The sequence below is a fragment of the Streptomyces sp. sk2.1 genome, assembly GCF_008120935.1.
In the GTDB taxonomy this organism is placed as follows: domain Bacteria; phylum Actinomycetota; class Actinomycetes; order Streptomycetales; family Streptomycetaceae; genus Streptomyces.
In genome coordinates, this window is record NZ_RDBO01000020.1 from 880,914 (window position 1) to 905,353 (window position 24,440).

The following is a 24,440-nucleotide window of genomic DNA, read 5'->3' on the forward strand; positions in this document are numbered from 1 at the left end:
ACAGACCCGGCCCAGTTACACCTTCGCTCACCGCCGGGGGCGCGGACCTCGGCCCCAGGGTCGCTTTCTCACGCCCCGCATACCGCAGGTGGAGTACGCCGAATCTCCACCCGTTACTCCACCCTGGGGCGCACCAGGCCCGATTCGTAGGCGATTACCACCAATTGCGCCCGGTCCCTGGCGCCCAGTTTCGCCATCGCCCTGTTCACATGGGTCTTGACCGTGAGCGGGCTGACGACGAGCCGCTCGGCGATCTCGTCGTTGGAGTGGCCGCCCGCGACCAGGACGAGCACCTCGCGCTCGCGGCCGGTGAGCGCGGCGAGCCGTTCCGAGTACTCCGCGGCGCTCGGCCCCTCGCCGTCCGAACTGCCGCCCTGGGCGAGGAAGGTGGCGATCAGGCCCTTGGTGGCGGCCGGTGAGAGCAGTGCCTCGCCGGCCGCGGCGATCCGGATGGCGTTGAGGAGTTCCTCGGGTTCCGCCCCCTTGCCGAGGAAGCCGGACGCCCCGGCCCGCAGCGACTGCACCACGTACTCGTCCACCTCGAAGGTGGTGAGCATGACGACCCGCACGTCCGACAGTTCCGGATCGGCGCTGATCATGCGGGTCGCGGTGAGCCCGTCCGTGCCGGGCATCCGGATGTCCATCAGCACCACGTCGGCCCGGGTGGAGCGGGCGAGTTCCACGGCCTGCGCGCCGTCCGCCGCCTCGCCGACCACCTCCATGTCGGCCTCCGAGTCGACCAGCACCCGGAACGCGCTGCGCAGCAGCGTCTGGTCGTCGACGAGCAGCACCTTGATGGGCGGTGTCATGCGTTCTCCCCCGTCCGGCCCGCCGTGTCCGGTTCCTCGGACTACTCCTCGCGGGCCTTGACGGGCAGGATCGCATGGACCCGGAATCCGCCGCCGTAGCGGGGCCCGGCGGTGAGCGTGCCGCCGAGCGCGGTGACGCGTTCGCGCATGCCGAGCAGGCCGTGGCCGCCTCCCCCGCCGCCGGGCAGGCCGCGGCCCTCGCCCCCGTCCGGCGCGTCCGCGGCGCAGCAGCCCCCGCCTCCCGCGCCGTTGTCGATGACGGTGATCTCGGCGGTGGACCCGACCCGTACGACGCTCACCTCGGCCCTCGCCCCGGGGCCGGCGTGCTTGCGGACGTTGGTCAGCGCCTCCTGGATGACCCGGTACGCGGCGAGGTCGACGGCGGCGGGCAGCGGGGGGCGCCGGTCGGTGCAGGCCACCTCGACGGGGAGTCCGGCCCGGCGGACGGTCTCGACCAGCTCGTCCAGGACCGCGAGGCCCGGGGCCGGTTCGGTGGGCGCCTCGGGGTCGCCGGACTGGCGCAGCAGCCCGACCGTGGCCCGCAGTTCGTCGAGCGCGGAGCGGCTGGCCTCGCGGACGTGGGCCAGTGCCTCCTTGGCCTGGTCGGGGCGCTTGTCCATGACGTGGGCGGCCACCCCGGCCTGGACGTTGACCAGGGCGATGTGGTGGGCGACGACGTCGTGCAGGTCGCGGGCGATCCGCAGCCGCTCCTCGGCGACCCTGCGCCGGGCCTCCTCGTCGCGGGTGCGCTCGGCCCGTTCGGCCCGTTCCCTGATCGCGTCGACGAACGCCCGCCTGGAGCGGACGGCGTCCCCGGCCGCCCCGGCCATGCCGGTCCAGGCGAAGACGCCGAAGTTCTCCTGGCTGTACCAGGGCGCCGCGCCGAAGAACATCGCGGCGGCCGTCAGCACCGCCATCGTGAGCAGTCCGACCCGCCAGGTGGTGGGCCGGTCGGTGCGGGCGGCGACGGTGTACAGCGCGATGACGGTGCAGGTCACCACGGGGGCGGGCGGGTCGGACCGCATCAGCTCGGCGACCGTCAGCCCGCCGGTGGCCACGAGCACCGCCATGGGGCGGCGGCGGCGCCAGATGAGCGCGACGGCCCCCAGCACCATCAGGAGCACGCTGCCCACCCCGGGCCTGCGGGTGGCGAAGACGGCCCCGTCCGGTGCGCCGGGATGGATGAAGGACCCGATGATCATGGCCACGAGCACGGCCAGGGCGAGCGCGGCGTCCAGCGCGAGGGGATGGCCGCGCAGCCAGTTCCGGACGCGCAGGACCCCGGTTCCGAGGGTGGTCACGTCGAGCTACGTTACGGCGTGTCGCACGGGGACCGGGCCGGAAGCCGCACACGGGGCCCGGGGACGGGGAACGGACGTCCCGGGGCCGGCCAAAAGCCGTGCACCGGGCCGTCCCGCACGCGACCGTGCCCCGGGCCCGGTGCCCCGGACGCACTCGTGCCCCGGGTCCGGCGGACCGGATCCGGGGCACGGTCGCCGTGCGGGCGCGTGCTGGAGGCGCCGCGGGTCAGCCGGGGATCAGTCCGTCGTCCCGGAGCATGGCGCGCACCTCTTCGAGGGTCGCGTCGGACGACGGCAGAATCAGCTCGGACGGCTCCAGGGAGTCGTCCGGCAGGGACGTGCCGAGCTCGCGCACCCTGGCCAGAAGCGCGTGGAGCGTGGTGCGGAAGCCCGGGCCGTCCCCGCGCTCCATCTCGGCGAGCAGCTCGTCATCGAGCTCGTCGAGCTCGGCGAGATGGTTGTCGGCCAGAGCGACCTGGCCCTCCCCCATGATCCGTACGATCATGACGCTGCCTCAACTCTTGTCGAACCGGTGCGGGGACTGCGACGACTGCCGCTGGGCGGCGTCCTGCGGGCCGCCCTCGATCGCCTGCTGCGGCGTGGAGCCGCCGGCCAGCTCGGCCTTCATGCGCTGGAGCTCCAGCTCCACGTCCGTGCCGCCGGAGATCCGGTCCAGCTCGGCGGCGATGTCGTCCTTCGCCGTACCGGTCGGGTCGTCCAGGGCGCCGGAGGCGAGCAGCTCGTCGATCGCGCCGGCGCGCGCCTGCATCTGCTGGGTCTTGTCCTCGGCCCGCTGGATCGCCAGGCCGACGTCGCCCATCTCCTCGGAGATCCCGGAGAACGCCTCGCCGATCCGGGTCTGCGCCTGGGCGGCGGTGTAGGTGGCCTTGATGGTCTCCTTCTTGGTTCGGAAGGCGTCGACCTTGGCCTGCAGCCGCTGCGCCGCGAGGGTGAGCTTCTCCTCCTCGCCCTGCAGCGTGGAGTGCTGCGTCTCCAGGTCGGTGACCTGCTGCTGGAGCGCGGCGCGCCGGGACAGCGCCTCGCGGGCCAGGTCCTCGCGGCCGAGCGCGAGCGCCTTGCGGCCCTGGTCCTCCAGCTTGGCCGACTGGCCCTGCAGCTGGTTCAGCTGCAGCTCCAGCCGCTTGCGCGAAGTCGCCACGTCGGCGACCCCGCGACGCACCTTCTGCAGCAGTTCGAGCTGCTTCTGGTACGAGTAATCGAGGGTCTCGCGCGGATCCTCGGCCCGGTCAAGGGCCTTGTTTGCCTTCGCGCGGAAGATCATTCCCATACGCTTCATGACACCGCTCATGGGCTTCGCGCGCCCCCTTCTGACGGACTGAGCTCCAGCACTCCAACAGAACCCACAGTACGGGCCCTGCCTCTATTACCGCACTGTTCGAGCACGGATGTGCTCCTCCCCAAGGACGACTGCGTCCGGTCACCGCTCCGGCCCAGGGAGTAGGTGGAGGTCGGGGAGAACCGGTACGCCCGCATCCCGCCGAACACGCGGGTACACCGGCCAGGACGCGGGCCGTTGCCGGATCGTTCCCGACCGGCCTGGGGTCATCGCGATCGAACCCGTACCCTTGGACCTTGTGTTCCGTAGCCGTTCGAAGGAAGAGAAGGCGCCCACCGACAAGGTGACGGCGGACCTCTCCAAGCAGCCCCGCGACCCGCAGGCTCCCAAGGGTCGCCCCACCCCCAAGCGCAGCGAGGCCCAGTCGCAGCGCCGTCGCGCCTCCAGTGGCGCGCCGCTCGACCGCAAGGAGGCAGCGAAGAGGCAGCGCGAAGCACGCCGGGCGGACCTGGCCAGGCAGCGCGAGGCGCTCGCCAGTGGTGACGAACGCTATCTGCCGGTCCGCGACAAGGGCCCGGTGCGGCGCTTCGTCCGCGACTACGTGGACTCGCGTTTCTGCGTCGCGGAGTTCTTCCTTCCGCTCGCCGTGATCATCCTGATCCTGAGCGTGATCCAGATCCGGAACATCCAGAACATCTCGCTGTTGCTCTGGCTCTTCGTGATCGTGCTGATCGTCATCGACTCGATCGGTCTCTCGATCCGCCTGCGGAAGCAGCTCAAGGAGCGCTTCCCCGACACCCCCAAGCGCGGCGCGGTCGCCTACGGCCTGATGCGCACGCTCCAGATGCGTCGCCTGCGACTGCCCAAGCCGCAGGTCAAGCGTGGAGAGCGGCCCTGAGTACGCACGTCTCCGGCTCGGCCGGCGGTCCGTCCGCCGGCCCGCCCGACGATGCCGCCCCGGCCGTCACCGGCTTCTCCGGGGCCTCCCCGGTGTGGCTGAAGGAGCTGGGCGGTCTGCGCAACACCGTCCGCCAGGAGCTGGTCGCCCGACAGCTGGACGAGCAGATCGCGGCCCGCTTCCCGGTCGGGCAGCGGCTGCGGGTGCTCGACGTCGGCATGGGGCAGGGCACCCAGGCGCTGCGCCTGGCCAGGGCGGGGCACACGGTGACCGGCCTGGAGTCCGACGCCGAGATGCTGCGGGTGGCCAGGGAGGCGCTCGGCAGCGAGCCGGCCGGCATCCGTGAGCGGGTCCGGCTGATCGAGGGCGACGGCCTGGACACCGGGGTGCACTTCCTGCCGGGCAGCTTCGACGTGGTGCTCTGCCACGGCGTGCTGATGTACGTCCGGGAGCCGGACGCGATGCTGGCCGGCCTGGCCCGGATGCTGGCCCCGGGCGGGCTGCTGTCGCTGCTCGTGCGGAACGCGGACGCGCTGGCGATGCGCCCCGGGACCGCCGGGGACTGGGACGCGGCGCTGGCCGCCTTCGAGAGCGACACGTACACCAACCGGCTGGGCGTCGCCGTACGGGCCGACCGGCTGGACGCCCTGACGTCCACCCTCGCCGGGATCGCGGCGCCCCTGCACGCCTGGTACGGGGTGCGCGTCTTCACGGACAACGTGAGCAACGACGTGGAGCTCCCCGCCGCCGCGGAACTGGAGCGGGTGCTCGCCGCCGAGGACCGTGCCGGGCGCACGGACCCGTACCGCCGGGTGGCCGCGCTGCTGCACCTGTGCGGCGTACGGGGCTGACCGCCCGCCGCACCCGGCCGGGCGGCCGCGGGCCACTGCCGGGGCCGCCCGGCCGCGCACCCTGGCCGGCCGAACCCAACAGGCCACCGGAAGCACCGAAAGCGACAATCCAGGCATGGATGCTTCCCACTCCCGCAGCCGTGCCCGGCGGCTCCTGCCGCACCTGACCGCAGGCGTCTGCGCCGCCGTCCTGGTGAGCGGCTGCTCGGACCCGGCCTCCGGCTCCCCGGAGGCCGAACCCAGCAAGCCGGCCTCCGCCTCCGGTACCGCCGGCGACCTGCAGAACGACTACCAGACCGTGATCAAGAACGTGCTGCCGTCGGTCGTGCAGATCGACGCCACCGGAAGCCTGGGCTCGGGGGTCGTCTACGACTCCAAGGGCCACATCGTCACCAACGCCCACGTGGTCGGCAACGAGAAGGCGTTCAAGGTCACCGTCGCCACGGGCGAGAAGGTGCAGCGTGCCTCGCTGGTGTCCACCTACCCGGATCAGGACCTGGCCGTCATCAAGCTCGACAGCGTGCCGGACGGGCTGAAGCCCGCGAAGTTCGGCGACTCGGAGAAGGTCGAGGTGGGGCAGATCGTGCTGGCGATGGGGTCGCCGCTGGGGCTGTCCTCCAGCGTCACCCAGGGCATCGTCTCGGCGGTCGGCCGGACCGTCAGCGAGAGCCGCGCGGGCGGCGGCACCGGCGCGACGATCGCGAACATGGTGCAGACCTCGGCGGCGATCAACCCGGGCAACAGCGGCGGCGCGCTGGTCAACCTGGACAGCGAGGTGATCGGCATCCCGACCCTGGCGGCGGTGGACCCGGAGCTGGGCGACAGCGCGGCGCCGGGCATCGGGTTCGCGATCCCGGTGTCGATGGTGCGGACGGTCGCCGACCAGATCATCAAGAGCGGCCGGGTCACCGACTCGGGCCGGGCGGCCCTGAACATCACCGGGCGCACGGTCGTCGACGAGAACTACCAGCCGGCCGGGGTGGCGCTGGTCAGCGTGCCGAAGGGCGGCGCCGCGGAGAAGGCGGGGCTGCGGGTCGGCGACATCGTCACCGGCATCGACGGCACACCGGTCACCACGATCACGTCCCTGTCGGAGGCGCTCGCCTCGGACAAGCCGGGCCAGAAGGTCACGGTGACGTACCTGCGCGACGGGGCGGAGAAGACCGCGGAGGTCAAGCTGGGCGAGATCTAGGGTCCCGCGTCCGGGATCGTGCCGGGCGGGCCGGAAACGGCCGTGCGGGCCCATGACCGGGCCCGCACGATCGTTTCCCCGCGCCGGAGCGGGATCAGCCCTGGTCGCCCTGGAGGCTCATGGGGCCGTAGATCTTCGTCGAGTCCTCGAAGAGCGTCACCTGCTCCGCCCCGCCGTCGAGGAGTTCCTTCCAGTACTCGCCGATCCAGGACTCCGCGTCGCCCTGGGTCGTGAATTCCTCCGGCTGCAGCGCCGGCTCCGTCTCCGTACCGTCGGACTTCTCGAACCGCCACGTCCACGCCATGTCCGCCTCCTGGGTCGCGTTGCTGTCCGCAGCCTAGTGCCCCTCCCGGCAACCCCTGCCCCGCGGCGCCGTCCCGCACGCACACTCCCGCCGGACGGAACCGGCCGGTCGCGGCGCCGGGGTCCGTGCCCGGCGCGGGCGGCGCCCGTACCCGCCCGAAGTGTTCCAAGTCGCGCACCCGCCGCGCGGACGCGGGAGGATCGAGGGCGTGGAACTGACTCTCCTCGGCACCGGAGCCCCCGACGGGCTGCCGCGGCCCGAATGCCCCTGCGCCGCCTGCGCCGTCGCCTGCGGGGCGCGCTCGCGTGCCGCCACCGCGCTGCTGATCGACGACGCGCTGCTGCTCGACCTCACCCCGGGGGCCGTGTTCGCCGCGGCCCGTGCGGGGCGCTCGCTCACCGGTGTGCGGCAGGTACTGCTCACCCATCCGCACGACGGCCCCGCCGTGGAGCTGCCCCCCGGGCTGCCCCCGGCGGGGCGGGTGCCGGACGGCCGGGTGCTGACGCTGATCAGCGGCCACCGGGTGCGGGCGGTGCCCATGGACGCCCCGGGCACCGGGTACGAGGTCACGGCGCCGGAGGGGACGCGGCTGCTCTACCTGCCGCCGGGGGCCGCGCCCGCCGGGCTCGCGGACCCGGTGGCGGAGCCGTACGACATGGTGGTCGGCGACGTGACGGGGCGGCCGGACGCGGTGGCGCGGCTGCGGGCCGTCGGGGCGATCGGCCCGGCCACCGAGATCGTCGCCGTCCACCTGGACCACGACGCGCCGCCCGGGGCCGAGCTGGACCGGCGGCTCGCGGCGGCCGGTGCGCGGGCCGTGCCGGACGGGACGACGCTGGGGGTGGGCGAGTACCGCGCGGGGCCGGGGGTGCCTCGGCGCACCCTGGTGACGGGCGGGGCCAGGTCGGGCAAGTCGGTGGAGGCCGAGCGCCGTCTGGAGACGTTCCCCGAGGTGGTGTACGTGGCGACCGGCGGGGGCCGCGAGGGGGACGCCGAGTGGGCGGCCCGGGTCGGCCTGCACCGGGAGCGCAGGCCGGCCGCCTGGCGCACCGAGGAGACCTGCGAGCTGGTGGAGCTGCTGGAGTCGGACGGGCCGCCGCTGCTGATCGACTGCCTGTCGCTGTGGCTGACGGACGCGATGGACCGGGTCGGCGCCTGGGACGACGCGGCGTGGGCGGACGGCGGCGAGGACGCCCTGCGGAAGCGGACCGCCGCCCTGGTCCGCGCGGTGCGCGGAACGCGGCGCACGGTCGTCGCCGTCACCAACGAGACGGGTTCGGGCGTGGTGCCCGCGACGGCCGCCGGACGGCGCTTCCGCGACGAGCTGGGCCGGCTGAACGCCGCGTTCGCCGACGAGTGCGAGCAGGTGCTGCTGGTGGTGGCCGGCCAGGCCCTGACCCTGCGGGGCTGACCGGGGCGCGTACGGCGGGGCGGCACGTGCGGACGCCCCGGTGCGCGGCACGTACGGGCGTGCGGGGCGCGTGCCGTACGCGCCGGGCGGCGGCCCCGGTCCCGGGGCCGCTTTCCCCGCCCCCGCCGTGCGCGGCCCCGGGCCGCGCGGCCCCGGCCGGGACGGGCCACGTTCCGGCCGGGCGCCGAAAACACGGCGGGTACTGTTCCGCAGTGAGCCCGCCGCCGGGCTCACCGGCCCACTCGACGCATCGACCCGCGAGGCAGACCCCCGTGAATCTGGACGACTTCTCCGACCTGATCGAACGCCCCGACGGCGGCGTACGGCGCGATGCCGAGGAACGCCGGGAGCGCATGATCGTTCCCGTCGGCGCCCTCGGCCGCCTGGACGAGCTGGGCGAATGGCTCTCGGCCGCGCAGCAGGCCGTACCGGTCAGGGCGATCGAGCAGCCGCGCGTGGTCCTGTTCGCCGGTGACCACAAGGTGGCCGAGCTGGATGTCTCCGGGCGCGCGGCCGGTACCGCGCACGAGCTGGTGCGGGCCACGCTGGACGGCACGACGCCGCTCGCCGTGCTGGCCCGGCAGTTCTCCGTACCGGTGCGGATCGTCGACGCCGGGCTGGACTGCGATCCGGAGCTGCTGCCCGAGTCGGTGGTGCGCCACCGGGTGCGGCGCGGCACCGGCCGGATCGACATCGAGGACGCGCTGACGGCCGAGGAGGCCGAGCGGGCGGTGCGGCTCGGCATCGCGATCGCCGACGAGGAGGCCGACTCCGGCACCGACCTGGTGGTGCTCGGCGATCTGAGCGTGGGCGGCACGACGGCCGCGTCCACGCTGATCGCGGCGCTGTGCGGCACGGACGCCTCGGTGGTCACCGGGCGCGGCGGGGCGGGCATCGACGACCTGGCGTGGATGCGCAAGTGCGCGGCGATCCGGGACGCGCTGCGGCGGGCCCGGCCGGTCCTGGGCGACCAGCTGGAGCTGCTGGCCGCGGTGGGCGGGGCCGACCTCGCGGCGATGACCGGTTTCCTGCTCCAGTGCGCGGTGCGCCGGCTGCCGGTGATCCTGGACGGGGTGGTCTCCTCGGCCTGTGCGCTGGTGGGGCAGCGGGCCGCCTTCCGGGCCCCGGACTGGTGGCTGGCGGGCCAGGCGAGCGGCGAGCCGGCGCAGAGCAAGGCGCTGGACCGGATGGCGCTCAACCCCCTGCTGGACCACGGCGTCATCGTGGGGGAAGGAAGCGGGGCGTTGCTCGCACTTCCGCTCGTCCGGGCCGCGGCCGCGCTGGCGGCGGAACTGCCCGAGCGCGAGCCGGGCACCGACGACGAGGACGGTGCCGACGAGGGGGCCGAAGCGGGCGCCGCGTACGACGACGCGACCTGAGCGTCCGCCGGGTGACCTCCGGCGACCGGAGGCCGCCCGGCGGGCGTCGAGCCCGCGGACCGGCGGTGCCGCGGCCGTGGAACACCGGCCGCAGCACGGCTCCATGCGATGCGATGCCCCATATGATCGCTTTTCATGGGAGAGGTCCATATGGCCACCGAGGACTCCGAACGGGCCGGCACCCGGCCGCCGAGCACCGTCCGGTCACGACGCGGCGCCGCGTTCGCCATCTGGTACCTGCGCGTCGTCTCGTTCATCAATTTCCTGAGCGCCGTCTGGGTCACCCTCGGCAACGACCTGCGCCGCCACAACACCGCGAACTACTTCACCCCGTACCTGCTCACGGCGGGCTTCTCCTCGGGCGTGGTCGCGCTCTTCCTGGCGATCACCATGCGCCGCCGCAAGCGGGCCGCGTGGATCGTGAACCTGGTGGTGAGCGGTCTGCTGCTGCTCCTGTTCGCCCTGGTGCTCATGTTCCCGGAGGTCCGGCAGTACCCGCAGAACTGGATCTCGCTGGCGCTGACCGCCGCCTTCGTCGGGGCGCTGCTCGTCGGCCGGCGCGAGTTCTACGCGAAGGGCGACCGGTCCAACCCGAAGCTGGCGGCCCTCGTCGCGATCGGCGGACTGTTGGTCACCTCGCTGCTCGCCGCGGGGCTGGTCGCCCTCACCAACACCGCGCACGACGAGCACCGGGCGACCTTCCTGGACCGGTGGCGCTACGGCGCCCTGCGACTGGTCTCGGTCGCCGACAACGACGCCGCCTTCCCCGGGATCACCACGCCCGGCTGGGTCGACGTCACCATCAACGTCCTCTCCACGCTGCTGCTGATCGCCGTCGTCTACGCGGCGTTCCGCTCCCGCCGGGCGGTCGACCCGATCACCCCCGAGGACGAGTCCCGGCTGCGGGCCCTGCTCGACCGGCACGGCGAACGCGACTCGCTGGGCTACTTCGCGCTGCGCCGGGAGAAGAGCGTCATCTGGTCCCCCACCGGGAAGGCCGCCGTCATGTACCGGGTGGTGGGCGGGGTCTCGCTCGCCTCCGGCGACCCCATCGGCGACCCCGAGGCGTGGCCGGGGGCGATCGGGCCGTGGCTGGCCGAGGCCCGTGAGCACGGCTGGGTCCCGGCGGCGATGGGGGTGAGCGAGGAGGGCGGCACCGTCTACGCCCGGCACGGCCTGGACGCCCTGGAGCTGGGCGACGAGGCGATCGTGGAGACCGCCGACTTCACCCTGGAGGGGCGGGCGATGCGCACCGTGCGCCAGGCGTACAACCGGGTGCGGCGCGCCGGGTACGAGGTGACCGTCCGCCGCCACGCCGACATCCCCGAGGAGGAGATGGCCGAACTGGTGCGCCGGGCCGACGACTGGCGCGACGGGGCGACCGAGCGCGGCTTCTCGATGGCGCTGGGCCGGCTCGGCGACCCGGCCGACGGGCGGTGCGTGATGCTCGAGTGCCGTGACGCCCCGGCCGCGGAGGGTGGTGCCCGGGGCGAGCTGCGGGCCGTGCTGAGCTTCGTCCCGTGGGGGCCGAACGGCCTCTCGCTGGACCTGATGCGCCGTGACCGGGACGCCGAGAACGGGCTGATGGAGTTCATGGTCATCGAGCTCCTCCAGCGGGCGGAGGAGATCGGGATCACCCAGGTCTCACTGAACTTCGCGATGTTCCGGTCGGTCTTCGAGAGGGGTTCGCGACTCGGTGCGGGACCGGTGCTGCGGCTGTGGCGTTCCCTGCTCGGCTTCTTCTCGCGCTGGTGGCAGATCGAGTCGTTGTACCGCGCCAACGCCAAGTACCGACCGATCTGGGAGCCGCGCTTCATGCTGTTCGAGAAGAGCTCCGACCTGCTGCGCATCGGCGTGGCGGCCGGGCGCGCCGAGGGGTTCCTGGAGGCGCCCGGCCTGCCCAAGTGGCTGCACCGCTCGCATCTCGGGACGCGTGGATGAGAGCCGGGGGCCGGCTGCGCGCCGGGGCGCGGGCGGTCCCGTTGACGCTCGCCGCGGTCTGCCTGACGGCGCTGCTCCATGTGGTGCAGCACCGTTCGTGGGGCTTCGGCGCGGTGCACGCCCTCGGGACGGTGCGGGCCGAGGACCCGCTGTGGGCGGCCCTGCTGCGCACCCCGCTGTCGCTGTTCGTGCCGGCGCTGGACCTGCCGGTGTGGGGTGCGCTGGCGCAGATCCTGGTGGTGTTCGGCATCGCCGAGGTCTGCCTGGGCCGGTGGCGCACCCTGCTGATCGCGTACCTGGCGACGCTGGCCGGGACGCTGTACGCGCGGATCGGTGTCGCGCTCGGCCCGGACGGGCCGTTCGGGCTGCCCGCCTCCGACGCCCGGGTCGCCGACACCGGGCCCTCGGCGGCGGTGGTCGGCCTGGCCGTGTACCTCTGCTGGACGTACCGGGCCCGGTTCACCGGCTGTCTGGTGGTCGGGGCGATGGTGGCCGAGGTGTTCGTCAAGGACAACCTGGCGGGCAAGGAGCACCTGGCGGCGATCGCCGCGGTGCTCGTGCTGTGCGTCCGTACGACCGTCCGGGCCCGGCCGCGCCGGGGTCAGGGCCCGCGTCCGGGGAGCGGCGTCCGGTCCGGCGCGCCGCCGATCAGGTCCTGAAACCTGCGGCGGGGGCCCGCCCAGCGCACGTCGTGGTGGTAGGCGCGCAGCAGCGCGCGGGCGCGGGCGCGGTGGCGGTTCCGGTAGAAGCGCCTCGCCCACATGGAGGTCGGCCGGGCCAGCCGGAGCGCCCCGACCAGCGCGACGAACGGGACGAGGGCGCCGATGACCGCGAGCCGCGCCTTGCCCTTGAAGAGGGCGATCAGCACGAAGCCGAAGTTGACGACCATGGTCAGGATCACGCCGAGCCGGTCCTGCTGCTCGTCGCTGCTCAGCTCGTTCACGCCCAGCGGCGAGAACCCGGCCAGGACCAGCAGCACCAGTGCGGCGGTGAGGACCACGACCTCCACGCTCCGCCGCCCCTCCTCGGTCCAGTACACGTCGTCGAGGTAGAGGATCAGGGCGAACTCGTCCAGCACCAGTCCCGCGCCCACGCCGAAGACCACCGCGCAGATCCCCGCCCCGAGGCCGTGGCGCCCGCTGGCGACCGCGCCGAACCCGCCGATCACGCTCAGCACCACTCCGGGGACGACGTGGTGGATGTGCATCCCGCCGGGCGTGATGTTGCGGAACGGGCCCTTCCCGGCCCGGATCATCCGGGTGACGAACCGGGTGACGGCGAAGGTGAGCACGAAGGCGGCCAGGGCGAGCAGCAGGGGCACTTTCCCCGGCTCGACGATGTTCCGTTCGAACCAGTGACCCATGCCACCCACTCCCGATATGCCGCGCCTGCGGAGGCTTATCCCGACATGGGCAATCTATCGGCCGACGGCACCGATTAGCCTGCGCGCCGTGACCTCCCTGAACAGCCACGGCGTGCGTTTCGCCTTCGGCACCCTGACGGTGCTTCCCGTCCGCGTCACCCGCTGGGACCGCGGGGCCGCCCGTGCCGGAATGCTGTGCGCGCCGCTCGCCGGTCTCGTCGTGGGGCTCGCCGCCGCGCTGCCCGGCGTCGCGTCGCTGCTGCTCGGCGCGGGTCCGCTGCTCGCCGCGGTGATCTCGGCCGCCGTGCCCGCGGTGCTGACCCGGGGGCTGCATCTGGACGGTCTGGCGGACACCGCGGACGGCCTGGGCAGCGGCAAGCCGGCGGGCGACGCCCTGCGGATCATGAAGCAGTCGGACATCGGGCCGTTCGGGGTGATCACCCTGCTGTTCGTGCTGCTGGCCCAGGTCGCGGCCCTGTACGAGCTGTACGGGCGGGGCTGGGCGTACGGCGCGGCGGCGGCGGTCGCGGCGGCGGTCACGGCCCGGCTGGTGCTCACCCTGGCGTCCCGCCGGGGCGTGCCGCCGGCCCGTCCGGAGGGGCTGGGCGCGCACAGCATTCCGGCACGGGCGGCCCCGCGGTCCCAGCGGGTGACGCGGACGGGAAGCACCGTCAGGGTGCCGAAGGCGAAACGGTCGCGGGCTGCGCGGGGGCCGGGGCGCTCCTCGGCGGGTACGGGGCGCCGCACCACGCGCTGGCCGCGCTGACCGCGCTCGGTGCGGCCGAACTCCTGCTGCGGCACTGCGTGCGGCGCTTCGGCGGGGTGACCGGCGATGTCTTCGGCGCCCTGGCGGAGACCGCGGCGACGGCGGCCCTGGTGGTCCTGGCGCTCGGCTGAGACATGTCCGGATCGTGCCGCGTCCGAATCGTGCCGCGTCCGCGTGCGCCCGGGAGGTCCGCCGCGAGGTCCGGGCCTCCGGCACGGCCCGTTCCGTGCCCCGTCGGGCCCGTGCGGGCCCCGGAGCGGCCGTCCGGGGGCGAAGCCTTCACGCCACGGGGCCCCACGGGCGGCCCGCCGCCGTGATCCCGCAGCAAGGGCGCGCGTAGGCTCATTACCGGCACATTGCGGCGCCGTCTACGATGCGCCGGGCACGGTCGGCCCACCCATCGACCGACAACGAACTCAACGGAAGCGAGATTTCACCACCGTGACTGCTCTCACTCTCAGCACTGCCGGTGCGGCGACGCTGCGCGCCGACGCACTCGTCGTGGGCGTCGCCAAGGGTTCCAAGGGGCCGGTCCTCGCACCGGGCGCCGAGGCCGTGGACAAGGCGTTCGACGGAAAGCTCGCCACCGTCCTGGAAGCCCTGGGCGCCACGGGTGCCGAGGGCGAGGTGACCAAGCTCCCCGCACCCGACGGCCTCAAGGTCCCGGTCGTCATCGCGGTCGGCCTCGGCTCCGCGCCGGAGAAGGGCGGGGCGTACGACGCCGAGGCGCTGCGCCGGGCCGCGGGCTCCGCCGCCCGGGTCCTGGCCGGGGCGAAGAAGGCCGGCTTCGCGCTACCCCTCGCGTCCGCCGGGGACGCCGGGGCGGTCGCCGAGGGCGCGCTCCTCGGCGCGTACGCCTTCACCGCGTACCAGGGCGGCGAGGACAAGCTCGCGCCCAAGGGCAAGAAGAACGGCAACGGCCCCAAGCTCCCGCTGGCCGAGGTCGCCCTGCTCGGCGGCAAGCCGCGCGACAAGGCGTTCAAGGCGGCCGTCGAGCGCGCCACCGCGGTCACCGAGGAGATCAACCGCGCCCGCGACCTGATCAACACCCCGCCGAACGACCTGTACCCCGAGTCCTTCGCCGCCGTGGCCACCGCCGCGGGCAAGGAGCACGGCATCAAGGTGCAGGTCCTCGACGAGAAGGCGCTCGTCAAGGGCGGCTACGGCGGTCTGCTGGGCGTCGGCCAGGGCTCGTCCCACGGCCCGCGCCTGGTGAAGCTCGCCTACACGCACCCGAAGGCGGAGAAGACCCTGGCCCTGGTCGGCAAGGGCATCACCTACGACTCGGGCGGCATCTCGCTGAAGCCGGCCGGCCACAACGAGACGATGAAGTGCGACATGAGCGGTGCCGCCGCCGTGTTCGCCGCCGTCGTCGCGGCCGCCCGCCTGGGCCTCCAGGTCAACGTCACCGGCTGGCTGGCGCTCGCCGAGAACATGCCGTCGGGCAACGCCACCCGCCCCGGTGACGTGCTGCGCATGTACAGCGGCAAGACCGTCGAGGTCCTCAACACGGACGCCGAGGGCCGGCTCGTCCTCGCCGACGCGCTGACCCGGGCCTCCGAGGAGAAGCCGGACGCGATCGTCGACGTGGCGACCCTGACCGGCGCGATGGTGCTGGCGCTGGGCAACCGCACCTTCGGCATCATGGCGAACGACGACGCCTTCCGGACCTCGATCCACGAGATCGCCGATGAGGTCGGCGAGGCGTCCTGGCCGATGCCGCTCCCCGCCGACCTGCGCAAGGGCATGGACTCCCCGACCGCCGACATCGCCAACATGGGCGAGCGGATGGGCGGCGGCCTGGTGGCCGGCCTGTTCCTGCAGGAGTTCGTGGGCGAGGGCATCACCTGGGCGCACCTGGACATCGCGGGCCCGGCCTTCCACGAGGGCGCGCCGTACGGCTACACGCCCAAGGGCGGCACCGGTTCCGCCGTCCGCACGCTGGTCGGGCTGGCCGAGCGCACCGCCGCCGGGGACCTCGGCTGATCCCCTCAGCGACGTGCGGTACGGCCCCGGGCATACGTCCGGGGCCGTACGCGTTGCCTCCCACGGTGCCGTCGTACGGATCCGGCGGGGTTTCGCTCTGGACGAAATCAGCGTTCCCGCCCGTCTCCCGCGCCGGCCTTCCCGGGCGGCACCGCACACCCGGAATCACCCCCGCTCCCTACTTCGCGGTAACCCATCGGGACGGATGATCGTCCGCCCCGGACCCGGGCCCCGCGTCCCGCCGACCGTCAACAAGTGCGAAGATGGGTTCTCGGCAGGACAGGGCCCCCACCACAGGGCCGACATAACACAAAGCGGCCGAACACCAGCCGACCGGCCGGTCATCCCCCAGCGACGGGGCCCGGCGTACGGCGCACATGCATGGAGGACGTGACGTGGCGAACGACGCCAGCACCGTTTTCGACCTAGTGATCCTCGGCGGTGGTAGCGGCGGTTACGCCGCGGCCCTGCGCGGAGCGCAGCTGGGCCTGGACGTCGCTCTGATCGAGAAGGGCAAGGTCGGCGGCACCTGCCTGCACAACGGCTGCATCCCCACGAAGGCCCTGCTGCACGCGGGCGAGATCGCCGACCAGGCGCGCGAGTCCGAGCAGTTCGGTGTCAAGGCCACCTTCGAGGGCATCGACATCGAGGCCGTCCACAAGTACAAGGACGACGTGATCTCCGGCCTGTACAAGGGCCTGCAGGGACTCATCGCCTCGCGCAAGGTCACCTACATCGAGGGCGAGGGCCGGCTCTCCTCCCCCACCTCGGTGGACGTGAACGGCCAGCGCATCCAGGGCCGCCACGTGCTGCTCGCGACCGGCTCCGTGCCGAAGTCGCTGCCGGGCCTGGAGATCGACGGCAACCGCATCATCTCCTCGGACCACGCGCTGAAGCTGGACCGCGTCCCGAAGTCCGCGATCGTGCTGGGCGGCGGCGTCATCGGCGTCGAGTTCGCCTCGGCGTGGACGTCCTTCGGCACCCAGGTCACGATCATCGAGGGCCTGAAGCACCTCGTCCCGGTCGAGGACGAGAACAGCTCGAAGCTTCTTGAGCGCGCCTTCCGCAAGCGCGGCATCAAGTTCAACCTCGGCACGTTCTTCCAGAGCGCCGAGTACACGCAGGACGGCGTCCGCGTGACCCTCGCCGACGGCAAGACCTTCGAGGCCGAGGTGCTGCTGGTCGCCATCGGCCGCGGCCCGGTCTCGCAGGGCCTGGGCTACGAGGAGGCCGGGGTCGCGATGGACCGCGGCTACGTCCTCGTCGACGAGTACATGCAGACCAACGTGCCGACCATCTCGGCCGTGGGCGACCTGGTCCCGACGCTCCAGCTCGCGCACGTCGGCTTCGCGGAGGGCATCCTGGTCGCGGAGCGGCTGGCCGGTCTGAAGACCGTTCCGATCGACTACGACGGTGTCCCCCGGGTGACGTACTGCCACCCCGAGGTCGCCTCCGTGGGCATCACCGAGGCCAAGGCCAAGGAGCTCTACGGCGCGGACAAGGTCGTCGCTCTGAAGTACAACCTCGCGGGCAACGGCAAGAGCAAGATCCTCAAGACCGCGGGCGAGATCAAGCTCGTCCAGGTCAAGGACGGTGCCGTGGTCGGCGTCCACATGGTCGGTGACCGGATGGGCGAGCAGGTCGGCGAAGCCCAGCTGATCTACAACTGGGAGGCGCTGCCCGCCGAGGTCGCGCAGCTCATCCACGCCCACCCGACCCAGAACGAGGCGATGGGCGAGGCCCACCTGGCGCTGGCCGGGAAGCCCCTCCACTCCCACGACTGACCCGGTCGACCGGGCGCGACGACCGACCCACTTCCGCACTTTCGTAAGGAGCAACCGAAACCATGTCGGTTTCCGTAACCCTTCCGGCGCTCGGTGAGAGCGTCACCGAGGGCACTGTCACCCGCTGGCTGAAGGCCGAGGGCGAGCGCGTCGAGGCCGACGAGCCGTTGCTCGAGGTCTCGACCGACAAGGTCGACACCGAGATCCCGGCCCCCGCCGCCGGCATCCTCGCCGCCATCAAGGTCGCCGAGGACGAGACCGTCGAGGTCGGCGCCGAGCTGGCCGTCATCGACGACGGCACGGGCGCGCCCGCCGCCGCACCGGCCGGTGGCGCCGCCGGTACCGACGTCGTCCTGCCGGCGCTCGGCGAGAGCGTCACCGAGGGCACCGTCACCCGCTGGCTGAAGGAGGTCGGCGAGGAGGTCACGGAGGACGAGCCCCTCCTGGAGGTCTCCACGGACAAGGTCGACACCGAGATCCCGGCCCCGGTCTCCGGCACGCTGCTGGAGATCGTGGTCGCCGAGGACGAGACCGCCGAGGTCGGCGCCAAGCTCGCCGTCATCGGTGCCGCCGGTGCCGCTCCGGCGGCCGCCCCTGCCCCGGCAGCCCCGGCACCCGCCGCGGCTCCTGCCCTCCGGCGCCCGTCGCCGCCCCGGCCCCGGTCGCCCCGGCCGCGCCCTCCGGCGACGACGGCGCGTACGTCACGCCGCTGGTCCGCAAGCTCGCCGCCGAGAACGGCGTCGACCTGGGCGCGGTCAAGGGCACCGGCGTCGGTGGCCGCATCCGCAAGCAGGACGTCGTCGCCGCCGCGGAGGCCGCCAGGGCCGCCGCAGCCGCTCCGGCCCCCGTCGCCGCCGCCGCTCCGACCGCCGCCTCGAAGGCGCCGAAGCTGGAGGCGTCCCCGCTGCGCGGTCAGACGGTCAAGATGACCCGCATGCGCAAGGTCATCGGCGAGAACATGATGAAGGCCCTGCACTCGCAGGCCCAGCTGACCTCGGTCGTCGAGGTCGACGTCACCAAGCTGATGAAGCTGCGCGCCCGTGCCAAGGACGCGTTCGCGGCCCGCGAGGGCGTCAAGCTGTCCCCGATGCCGTTCTACGTCAAGGCGGCGGCCCAGGCGCTGAAGGCCCACCCGGTCATCAACGCCCGGATCAACGAGGACGAGGGCACCATCACGTACTTCGACTCGGAGAACATCGGCATCGCCGTGGACGCCGAGAAGGGTCTGATGACGCCGGTCATCAAGGGTGCGGGCGACCTGAACATCGCCGGCATCTCGAAGAAGACCGCCGAGCTGGCCGGCAAGGCCCGCGGCGGCGGCCTGACGCCGGACGACATGTCCGGTGCCACCTTCACCATCAGCAACACCGGTTCGCGCGGTGCGCTGTTCGACACCGTCATCGTGCCCCCGAACCAGGCAGCCATCCTGGGCATCGGTGCCACGGTCAAGCGCCCGGCGGTCATCGAGACCGAGGAGGGCACCGTCATCGGTGTCCGCGACATGACGTACCTGTCGCTCTCCTACGACCACCGTCTGGTGGACGGCGCGGACGCCGCCCGTTACCTGACCGCGGTCAAGGCGATCCTGGAGGCCGGTGAGTTCGAGGTCGAGCTCGGCCTCTGAGCACCACCGCTGTAACCAGCCTCACCAGCGGCGCCCCCGTCCGGATCTCTTCCGGGCGGGGGCGCCGCCGTATTGTCTAGAGCGTGTCCGGTCGTGCGGACAGCACCGCTCTGTCTCCGAAGGAGCCCCTCATGACCCCGCCCGTCGTCCACTCGCTGCGCGAACAGATCCGCGAGCACATCGTGGACGGGATCGTCAGCGGGCGCTGGAAGCCCGGTGAGCGGATCGTGGAGCGCCGGATCGCCACCGAGCTGGAGGTCAGCCAGACCCCCGTGCGCGAGGCCCTGCGGGAGCTGGAGACGCTCCGGCTGATCGAGTCGGCGCCCAACAAGGGCGTACGGGTCCGCAATCTCACCGCGGCCGACCTGGAGGAGAGCTATCCGGTCCGGGCCGGTCTGGAGCAGATCGCGGCGGAACTGGCCGCTCCGTCCCTCGGTGAGGACTGCTCGCTCCTGACGCCCCATGTGACGGCCCTCTACGAGGCGGACCGGCTGGCCGACGGCGAGGCGCAGGTGCGGCACACCGTGGCCTTCCACCGCGAGATGGTGCGGGCCGCCGGGAACGCCGTGCTGCTGCACACCTGGGAGGGGCTGGGCATCGAGGTGTTCACCGCCCTGTCGATCCGGTGGCTGGGCACGGTGCAGAAGTCGTACGCGGAGGAGCACGAGGCGCTCATCGAGGCGTTCCTGCGCAAGGACCCGGACATCGGCGTACTGGTCAAGGCGCACGTGCTCGGCTGCGCCCCGCGCGCCTGAGGTCCCGGGGCGCGGCGTACGCGAACGGGCTCCGGGGCGTTCCGGAGCCCGTTCGCGTACGTCGGGAGGGGTACGCATCTGTCGCGAGGGGCGCTCTTCCGTGCAGGTGAGCGCCCCTTTTGTGCGCTAAATCCCGTCACTCCGTGCCCTGTTTCGCGGCACCGAATGCCAATTTCTTCATATCGAGAAGTTTTGCCCTTCACCCTTTGATCGATCATCGATCGGCGTCCTACAGTTCACTTCGCGGGCCCACCGGCCCCATTCGCCCTGTCCTGCCAGTCAGGGCCTTCTCCACCCCCCTCCACTCCGGAAGGCGGCGATCATGACCGACCCCGTAGGAAAGCTTCCGAGCGAGCTCGACCAGCTCCCGGACCGCGACCCCGAGGAGACCGCCGAATGGGCGGCCTCCCTGGACGCCGTCACCAAGGCCGCGGGCCCGCACCGCGCCGCGTACCTGATGCGGCGCTCGCTGGAGCACGCCGAGGGCGCCGGTCTCGCGCTGCCCAAGTTGCTGGAGACCGATTACGTCAACTCCATCCCGACCGCCGCCGAGCCCGAGTTCGACGGCGACCTGGAGATGGAGTCCCGGATCACCGCCTGGAACCGCTGGAACGCGGCGGCGATGGTCACCCGCGGCTCCCGCTTCGGCGTCGGCGGCCACATCGCCACCTTCGCCTCGGCGGCCTGGCTGTACGAGACCGGCTTCAACCACTTCTTCCGCGGCAAGGAGGGGGACGGCTCCGGCGACCAGCTCTACATCCAGGGCCACGCCTCCCCCGGCATCTACGCCCGCGCCTTCCTCGACGGCCGGCTGAGCGAGCGGCAGCTCGACAACTTCCGCCAGGAGGCGGGCGGCGACGGCCTGCCGTCCTACCCGCACCCGCGGCGGCTGCCCTGGCTGTGGGAGTTCCCCACCGTGTCGATGGGCCTCGGCCCGCTGTCGGCGATCTACCAGGCGCGCTTCAACCGCTACCTCGCCAACCGCAACATCAAGGACACGTCGAACTCGCACGTCTGGGCCTTCCTCGGCGACGGCGAGATGGACGAGCCCGAGTCGACCGCCGCCCTCGCGCTGGCGGCCCGCGAGGGCCTCGACAACCTGACCTTCGTCATCAACTGCAACCTGCAGCGCCTCGACGGCCCGGTCCGCGCCAACTTCCGCGTGGTCCAGGAGCTGGAGGGCGCGTTCCGCGGGGCCGGCTGGAACGTCGTCAAGACGCTCTGGGGCAGCGCCTGGGACGAGCTGTTCCGGCTGGACACCACCGGTGCGCTGGTCCGCCGGCTCCGGGAGGTCCCGGACGCGCAGTTCCAGACGTACCAGACCCGCGACGTCGCCTACATCCGCGAGCACTTCTTCGGCGCCGAGCCCGCGCTCGCCGAGCTGGCCCGGCTGCTCACCGACGCGAAGATCGCCGAGTGCTTCTACACCTCGCGCGGCGGCCACGAGGCCCGCAAGGTGTACGCGGCGTACCGGGCGGCCCTGTCGCACAAGGGCGCGCCGACCGTGATCCTCGCGCAGACGGTGAAGGGCTTCACGCTCGGCAAGGGCTTCGAGTCCAAGAACGCCAACCACCAGATGAAGAAGCTGTCGGTGGACGAGTTCAAGGACATGCGCGAGCTGCTCGGCCTGCCGATCCCGGACAGCGCGTTCACCGACGGCCTGGTGCCCTACGGTCACCCGGGCGCGGACTCCCCCGAGGTCCGCTACCTCCAGGAGCGCCGTGCCGCCCTCGGCGGCCCCGCCCCGGCCCGCCGGGTGCACGCGGTGGCGCTGCCCGAGCCGGAGGAGCGCGCGTTCAAGGCCCTGTACAAGGGTTCCGGCAAGCAGGAGATGGCCACCACCATGGCCTTCGTCCGCCTGGTCAAGGACCTGATGCGGGACAAGCAGACCGGGAAGCGCTGGGTGCCCATCGTCCCGGACGAGGCCCGCACCTTCGGCATGGAGTCGCTGTTCCCGTCGGCCGGCATCTACTCGCCGCTGGGCCAGACGTACGAGCCGGTCGACCGCGACCAGCTGATGTACTACAAGGAGGCCAAGGACGGCCAGATCCTCAACGAGGGGATCACCGAGGCCGGGGCCATGGCCGACTTCATCGCCGCCTCGACGTCGTACGCGACGCACGGCGAGACGATGATCCCGTTCTACATCTTCTACTCGATGTTCGGCTGGCAGCGGACCGGCGACCAGATGTGGCAGCTCGCCGACCAGCTCGGCAAGGGCTTCATCGTCGGCGCGACGGCGGGCCGCACGACGCTGACCGGTGAGGGCCTCCAGCACGCGGACGGCCACTCGCAGCTGATCGCGGCCACGAACCCGGCCTCGCTCAACTACGACCCGGCGTTCGCGTACGAGATCGCGGTGATCGTCAAGGACGGTCTGCGCCGGATGTACGGCCCCGAGGCCGAGAACGTCTTCTACTACCTGACGGTCTACAACGAGCCGAAGCCGCAGCCCGCGATGCCGGAGGGCGTCGAGGAGGGCATCGTCAAGGGCCTCTACCGCTTCAAGGAGGGCGTGCCGACGTCCGCGGATGCGCCGCGCGTGCAGCTGCTGGCCTCCGGCACGGCGATCCACTGGGCCCTGGAGGCGCAGGAGTTGCTGGCCTCGGACTGGGGCGTGACGGCCGACGTCTGGTCCGCCACGTCCTGGGGCGAGCTGCGCCGCGAGGCGCTGGAGTGCGACGAGGCGCTGCTCCGCGGCGAGCAGCGGGTGCCGTACGTGACGCAGGCGCTGGAGGGCGCCCCCGGTCCGGTCCTCGCGGTCAGCGACTGGATGCGCCAGGTCCCGGACCAGATCAGCCAGTGGGTGGAGCAGGACTGGTCCTCGCTCGGCACGGACGGCTTCGGTCTGTCGGACACCCGTGACGCGGCCCGCCGCCACTTCGGCGTGGACGCGCGGTCGATCACGGTCGCGGCCCTGGCCCAGCTGGCCCGTCGCGGCGAGGTGACCGCGACCGCGGTCAAGGAGGCCCGGGAGCGCTACGGGCTCTGATCCGTGACGACGCGGTGGCCGGGCCCGCCCCGGCCACCGCTTTCCGCCGTCGGCCCGTTCCGCCCCCGTCTCCGGTCGGGGACGGAACGGGCCGACGGCCACAATGGGCCGCATGCGTGCCGCCCGTCTCATCAAAATGGTGCTGCTCCTGCAGTCCCGCCCCGCCATGACCGCCGCCGAACTCGCCCGTGAGCTGGAGGTGTCCGAGCGGACCGTCACCCGGGACGCGCAGGCGCTCTCCGAGGCGGGCGTCCCGGTGTACGCGGACCGGGGCCGGACCGGCGGCTACCGGCTGATCGGCGGGTACCGCACCCGTCTCACCGGCCTCGCCCGTACCGAGGCCGAGGCCCTCTTCCTCTCCGGGCTGCCGTCCGCCCTGCGCGACATGGGGCTGGAGGACGCCGCGTCCGCCGCCCGGCTCAAGGTCTCGGCGGCCCTGCTCCCCTCGTTGCGGGACGCCTCCGACAGCGCCGCCCGGCGCTTCCACCTGGACGCTCCCGGCTGGTACCAGGAACCGGTCACCCCCGAGCTGCTGCCGGCCCTCGCCGAGGCGGTCTGGGACGACCGGCTCGTCCGGGCCCGCTACCGCCGCCGGGACGGCGACGTGGAGCGGGAGATGGCCCCGTACGGCCTCGTGCTGAAGGCGGGGGTCTGGTACCTCTGCGCCCGGGTGGCGGACGACTTCCGGGTGTACCGGATCGACCGGTTCTCGGCCGTCGAGGTGTCGGACGAGCGGTTCGGGCGCGACGAGCGGTTCGACCTGCCGAGCTTCTGGGACGAGCGGGCCGTCCAGTTCGCCCGGTCGCTGCTGCGGGCCGAGGTGACGGTGCGGCTGTCGCCGGAGGGCGTACGCCGGCTGCCGTACACGATGGACCGTTCGGCGGTCCGGGAGGCGCTGGAGGCGGCCGGTCCGGCCGATGCCGGGGGGTGGATCGCCGTCACCCTGCCGGTCGAGTCCCTGGAGGTGGCCTACAGCCAACTGCTGGCGCTGGGACCGGAGTCGGAGGTCCTGGAACCGGCCGCCCTGCGGGACCGTTTCGCCGCGGCGGCCGAGCGGCTGCGCGACCTCTACCGCTGAAGGCCGTCCGGTGGGCTCCGGGAGTGTCCTCCCCGTGTCCGCGTGCGTCGCCCGCCGCCAGGGCCGATGCTTGACCCGTGATGGACGAGACGGAGTTCTGGGAGATCGTCGACAGCACCCGCGAGGCCGCCGAGGGCGATCCCGAGGACCAGGCCGACCTGCTCGTCGAGCGGCTGGTGCGGCTCGATCCCGAGGCGGTGCTGGATTTCGCCAGACACTTCGAGGCCCGTTACAACCGCGCCTACCGCTGGGACCTGTGGGGCGCCGCCGCCGTGCTGCTGGGCGGTGCGAGCGACGATGCCTTCGACTGGTTCCGCTGCTGGCTGATCGGGCAGGGCCGGGAGGTCTTCGAGGGGGCGCTGCACGATCCGGACTCCCTCGCCGAGCTCCTCGACGACTTCGACCAGGAGCTCGACGGGGACGCCGAGGACCTCGGCTACGCCGCCGACGAGGCGTACGAGCAGCTCACCGGCGTGGTGGCCCCGGACCTCGGCCTGCCGCCCCAGGCGTCGGAGCCGGAGGGCACCCCGGTCGACTTCGAGGACGAGGCGTCCCTGGCGGAGCGCTTCCCCGCGCTCCGGGAGCGGTTCGGACCGCGCTGAGCTGACCCCGGGCCCCGTCGCGGACCCCTGCCCGATCAGCCAGCAGCGGAACCAGTCGAAGGCATCGTCGCTCGCACCGCCCAGCAGCACGGCGGCGGCGCCCCACA

19 protein-coding genes and 3 pseudogenes are annotated in these 24,440 nt (G+C 72.9%); 15 read left to right on the forward strand and 7 right to left on the reverse strand.

Going from position 1 to position 24,440, the window contains the following annotated elements; all coding sequences use genetic code 11:
• Positions 1 to 113: 113 nt before the first annotated feature.
• The 4 genes from EAO76_RS07465 to EAO76_RS07480 form a co-directional block, all read right to left on the reverse strand.
• A complete protein-coding gene (locus tag EAO76_RS07465; RefSeq protein WP_148834552.1) occupies positions 114 to 809 on the reverse strand; it encodes a response regulator transcription factor in 696 nt (231 codons plus the stop codon).
• 41 nt (positions 810 to 850) lie between these two features.
• Positions 851 to 2,110: a sensor histidine kinase gene (locus tag EAO76_RS07470; RefSeq protein ID WP_148834554.1), complete on the reverse strand. Its 1,260-nt coding sequence runs from the start codon at positions 2,108 to 2,110 to the stop codon at positions 851 to 853.
• A 226-nt stretch (positions 2,111 to 2,336) separates the two neighbouring features.
• Positions 2,337 to 2,615, reverse strand: a complete 279-nt coding sequence (locus tag EAO76_RS07475; protein ID WP_148834556.1) for a PspA-associated protein PspAA — start codon at positions 2,613 to 2,615, stop codon at positions 2,337 to 2,339.
• Between the two features lie 9 nt (positions 2,616 to 2,624).
• The gene (locus tag EAO76_RS07480; RefSeq protein ID WP_148834558.1) at positions 2,625 to 3,407 is read right to left on the reverse strand and encodes a PspA/IM30 family protein; all 783 of its coding nucleotides are present in this window, start codon (positions 3,405 to 3,407) and stop codon (positions 2,625 to 2,627) included.
• Between the two features lie 298 nt (positions 3,408 to 3,705).
• Between EAO76_RS07480 and EAO76_RS07485 the strand changes: the two genes are divergently transcribed.
• The 3 genes from EAO76_RS07485 to EAO76_RS07495 all read left to right on the forward strand — a co-directional run bounded on the left by EAO76_RS07485 (position 3,706) and on the right by EAO76_RS07495 (position 6,348).
• Positions 3,706 to 4,305 (forward strand): DUF3043 domain-containing protein, encoded by a 600-nt coding sequence (locus tag EAO76_RS07485; protein ID WP_148834560.1) that lies wholly within the window; start codon positions 3,706 to 3,708, stop codon positions 4,303 to 4,305.
• Between the two features lie 116 nt (positions 4,306 to 4,421).
• A complete protein-coding gene (locus EAO76_RS07490; RefSeq protein ID WP_262375354.1) occupies positions 4,422 to 5,156 on the forward strand; it encodes a methyltransferase domain-containing protein in 735 nt (244 codons plus the stop codon).
• A 115-nt stretch (positions 5,157 to 5,271) separates the two neighbouring features.
• A complete protein-coding gene (locus tag EAO76_RS07495) occupies positions 5,272 to 6,348 on the forward strand; it encodes a S1C family serine protease (protein WP_148834562.1) in 1,077 nt (358 codons plus the stop codon).
• A 94-nt stretch (positions 6,349 to 6,442) separates the two neighbouring features.
• On the opposite strand, the gene EAO76_RS07500 is transcribed toward EAO76_RS07495, so the two are convergent.
• The gene (locus tag EAO76_RS07500) at positions 6,443 to 6,652 is read right to left on the reverse strand and encodes a hypothetical protein (RefSeq protein WP_148834564.1); all 210 of its coding nucleotides are present in this window, start codon (positions 6,650 to 6,652) and stop codon (positions 6,443 to 6,445) included.
• A 208-nt stretch (positions 6,653 to 6,860) separates the two neighbouring features.
• Here EAO76_RS07500 and EAO76_RS07505 point away from each other — a divergent pair, with 208 nt between their 5' ends.
• The 4 genes from EAO76_RS07505 (at position 6,861) to EAO76_RS44370 (ending at position 12,042) form a co-directional block, all read left to right on the forward strand.
• Positions 6,861 to 8,063 (forward strand): bifunctional adenosylcobinamide kinase/adenosylcobinamide-phosphate guanylyltransferase, encoded by a 1,203-nt coding sequence (locus EAO76_RS07505; RefSeq protein ID WP_148834566.1) that lies wholly within the window; start codon positions 6,861 to 6,863, stop codon positions 8,061 to 8,063.
• A 272-nt stretch (positions 8,064 to 8,335) separates the two neighbouring features.
• Complete coding sequence (gene cobT / locus EAO76_RS07510) at positions 8,336 to 9,442, forward strand: nicotinate-nucleotide--dimethylbenzimidazole phosphoribosyltransferase (protein WP_148834568.1); 1,107 nt, start codon at positions 8,336 to 8,338, stop codon at positions 9,440 to 9,442.
• Positions 9,443 to 9,577: 135 nt separating this feature from the next.
• Positions 9,578 to 11,383 carry a phosphatidylglycerol lysyltransferase domain-containing protein gene (locus tag EAO76_RS07515; protein WP_148834570.1) on the forward strand — a complete coding sequence of 602 codons (1,806 nt, stop codon included), beginning with the start codon at positions 9,578 to 9,580 and terminating at the stop codon, positions 11,381 to 11,383.
• A complete protein-coding gene (locus EAO76_RS44370; RefSeq protein ID WP_187438491.1) occupies positions 11,380 to 12,042 on the forward strand; it encodes a hypothetical protein in 663 nt (220 codons plus the stop codon). The genes EAO76_RS07515 and EAO76_RS44370 overlap by 4 nt, the downstream gene beginning before the upstream one ends.
• On the opposite strand, the gene EAO76_RS07525 is transcribed toward EAO76_RS44370, so the two are convergent.
• On the reverse strand, positions 11,985 to 12,746 hold the full coding sequence (locus tag EAO76_RS07525; protein WP_148834572.1) for a hypothetical protein: 762 nt from the start codon (positions 12,744 to 12,746) through the stop codon (positions 11,985 to 11,987). The two genes, EAO76_RS44370 and EAO76_RS07525, sit on opposite strands and share 58 nt — an antisense overlap.
• Before the next feature lie 88 nt (positions 12,747 to 12,834).
• Here EAO76_RS07525 and EAO76_RS47500 point away from each other — a divergent pair.
• The 8 genes and pseudogenes from EAO76_RS47500 (at position 12,835) to EAO76_RS07565 (ending at position 24,333) form a co-directional block, all read left to right on the forward strand.
• A pseudogene (locus EAO76_RS47500) lies at positions 12,835 to 13,643 on the forward strand (adenosylcobinamide-GDP ribazoletransferase).
• Between the two features lie 310 nt (positions 13,644 to 13,953).
• Entirely contained in the window at positions 13,954 to 15,498 is a 1,545-nt protein-coding gene (locus tag EAO76_RS07535) for a leucyl aminopeptidase (RefSeq protein WP_148834574.1), read from the forward strand.
• 395 nt (positions 15,499 to 15,893) lie between these two features.
• On the forward strand, positions 15,894 to 17,282 hold the full coding sequence (gene lpdA, locus EAO76_RS07540; RefSeq protein ID WP_187438492.1) for a dihydrolipoyl dehydrogenase: 1,389 nt from the start codon (positions 15,894 to 15,896) through the stop codon (positions 17,280 to 17,282).
• Between the two features lie 62 nt (positions 17,283 to 17,344).
• A pseudogene (gene sucB, locus EAO76_RS07545) lies at positions 17,345 to 18,906 on the forward strand (2-oxoglutarate dehydrogenase, E2 component, dihydrolipoamide succinyltransferase).
• 131 nt (positions 18,907 to 19,037) lie between these two features.
• Positions 19,038 to 19,661: a GntR family transcriptional regulator gene (locus EAO76_RS07550; protein ID WP_148834578.1), complete on the forward strand. Its 624-nt coding sequence runs from the start codon at positions 19,038 to 19,040 to the stop codon at positions 19,659 to 19,661.
• Between the two features lie 322 nt (positions 19,662 to 19,983).
• Positions 19,984 to 22,653, forward strand: a complete 2,670-nt coding sequence (aceE, locus tag EAO76_RS07555) for a pyruvate dehydrogenase (acetyl-transferring), homodimeric type (RefSeq protein ID WP_148834579.1) — start codon at positions 19,984 to 19,986, stop codon at positions 22,651 to 22,653.
• A gap of 112 nt (positions 22,654 to 22,765) precedes the next feature.
• Positions 22,766 to 23,731: a YafY family protein gene (locus EAO76_RS07560; protein WP_148834581.1), complete on the forward strand. Its 966-nt coding sequence runs from the start codon at positions 22,766 to 22,768 to the stop codon at positions 23,729 to 23,731.
• Between the two features lie 80 nt (positions 23,732 to 23,811).
• Positions 23,812 to 24,333, forward strand: coding sequence for a DUF4240 domain-containing protein (locus EAO76_RS07565; protein WP_148835620.1), 522 nt, complete (start codon positions 23,812 to 23,814; stop codon positions 24,331 to 24,333).
• Between the two features lie 20 nt (positions 24,334 to 24,353).
• Here EAO76_RS07565 and EAO76_RS07570 read toward each other — a convergent pair.
• Positions 24,354 to 24,440, reverse strand: a pseudogene (locus tag EAO76_RS07570) (DUF4240 domain-containing protein); the annotation flags it as partial.

Coding starts and splice junctions, on each gene's coding strand:
- aceE (WP_148834579.1), top strand. CDS start 19,984: ATGACCGACCCCGTAGGAAAGCTTCCGAGCGAGCTCGACCAGCTCCCG.
- EAO76_RS07495 (WP_148834562.1), top strand. CDS start 5,272: ATGGATGCTTCCCACTCCCGCAGCCGTGCCCGGCGGCTCCTGCCGCAC.
- EAO76_RS44370 (WP_187438491.1), top strand. CDS start 11,380: ATGAGAGCCGGGGGCCGGCTGCGCGCCGGGGCGCGGGCGGTCCCGTTG.
- EAO76_RS07525 (WP_148834572.1), bottom strand. CDS start 12,746: ATGGGTCACTGGTTCGAACGGAACATCGTCGAGCCGGGGAAAGTGCCC.
- EAO76_RS07550 (WP_148834578.1), top strand. CDS start 19,038: ATGACCCCGCCCGTCGTCCACTCGCTGCGCGAACAGATCCGCGAGCAC.
- EAO76_RS07500 (WP_148834564.1), bottom strand. CDS start 6,652: ATGGCGTGGACGTGGCGGTTCGAGAAGTCCGACGGTACGGAGACGGAG.
- EAO76_RS07565 (WP_148835620.1), top strand. CDS start 23,812: ATGGACGAGACGGAGTTCTGGGAGATCGTCGACAGCACCCGCGAGGCC.
- EAO76_RS07465 (WP_148834552.1), bottom strand. CDS start 809: ATGACACCGCCCATCAAGGTGCTGCTCGTCGACGACCAGACGCTGCTG.
- EAO76_RS07475 (WP_148834556.1), bottom strand. CDS start 2,615: ATGATCGTACGGATCATGGGGGAGGGCCAGGTCGCTCTGGCCGACAAC.
- EAO76_RS07480 (WP_148834558.1), bottom strand. CDS start 3,407: ATGAAGCGTATGGGAATGATCTTCCGCGCGAAGGCAAACAAGGCCCTT.
- EAO76_RS07560 (WP_148834581.1), top strand. CDS start 22,766: ATGCGTGCCGCCCGTCTCATCAAAATGGTGCTGCTCCTGCAGTCCCGC.
- EAO76_RS07515 (WP_148834570.1), top strand. CDS start 9,578: ATGGGAGAGGTCCATATGGCCACCGAGGACTCCGAACGGGCCGGCACC.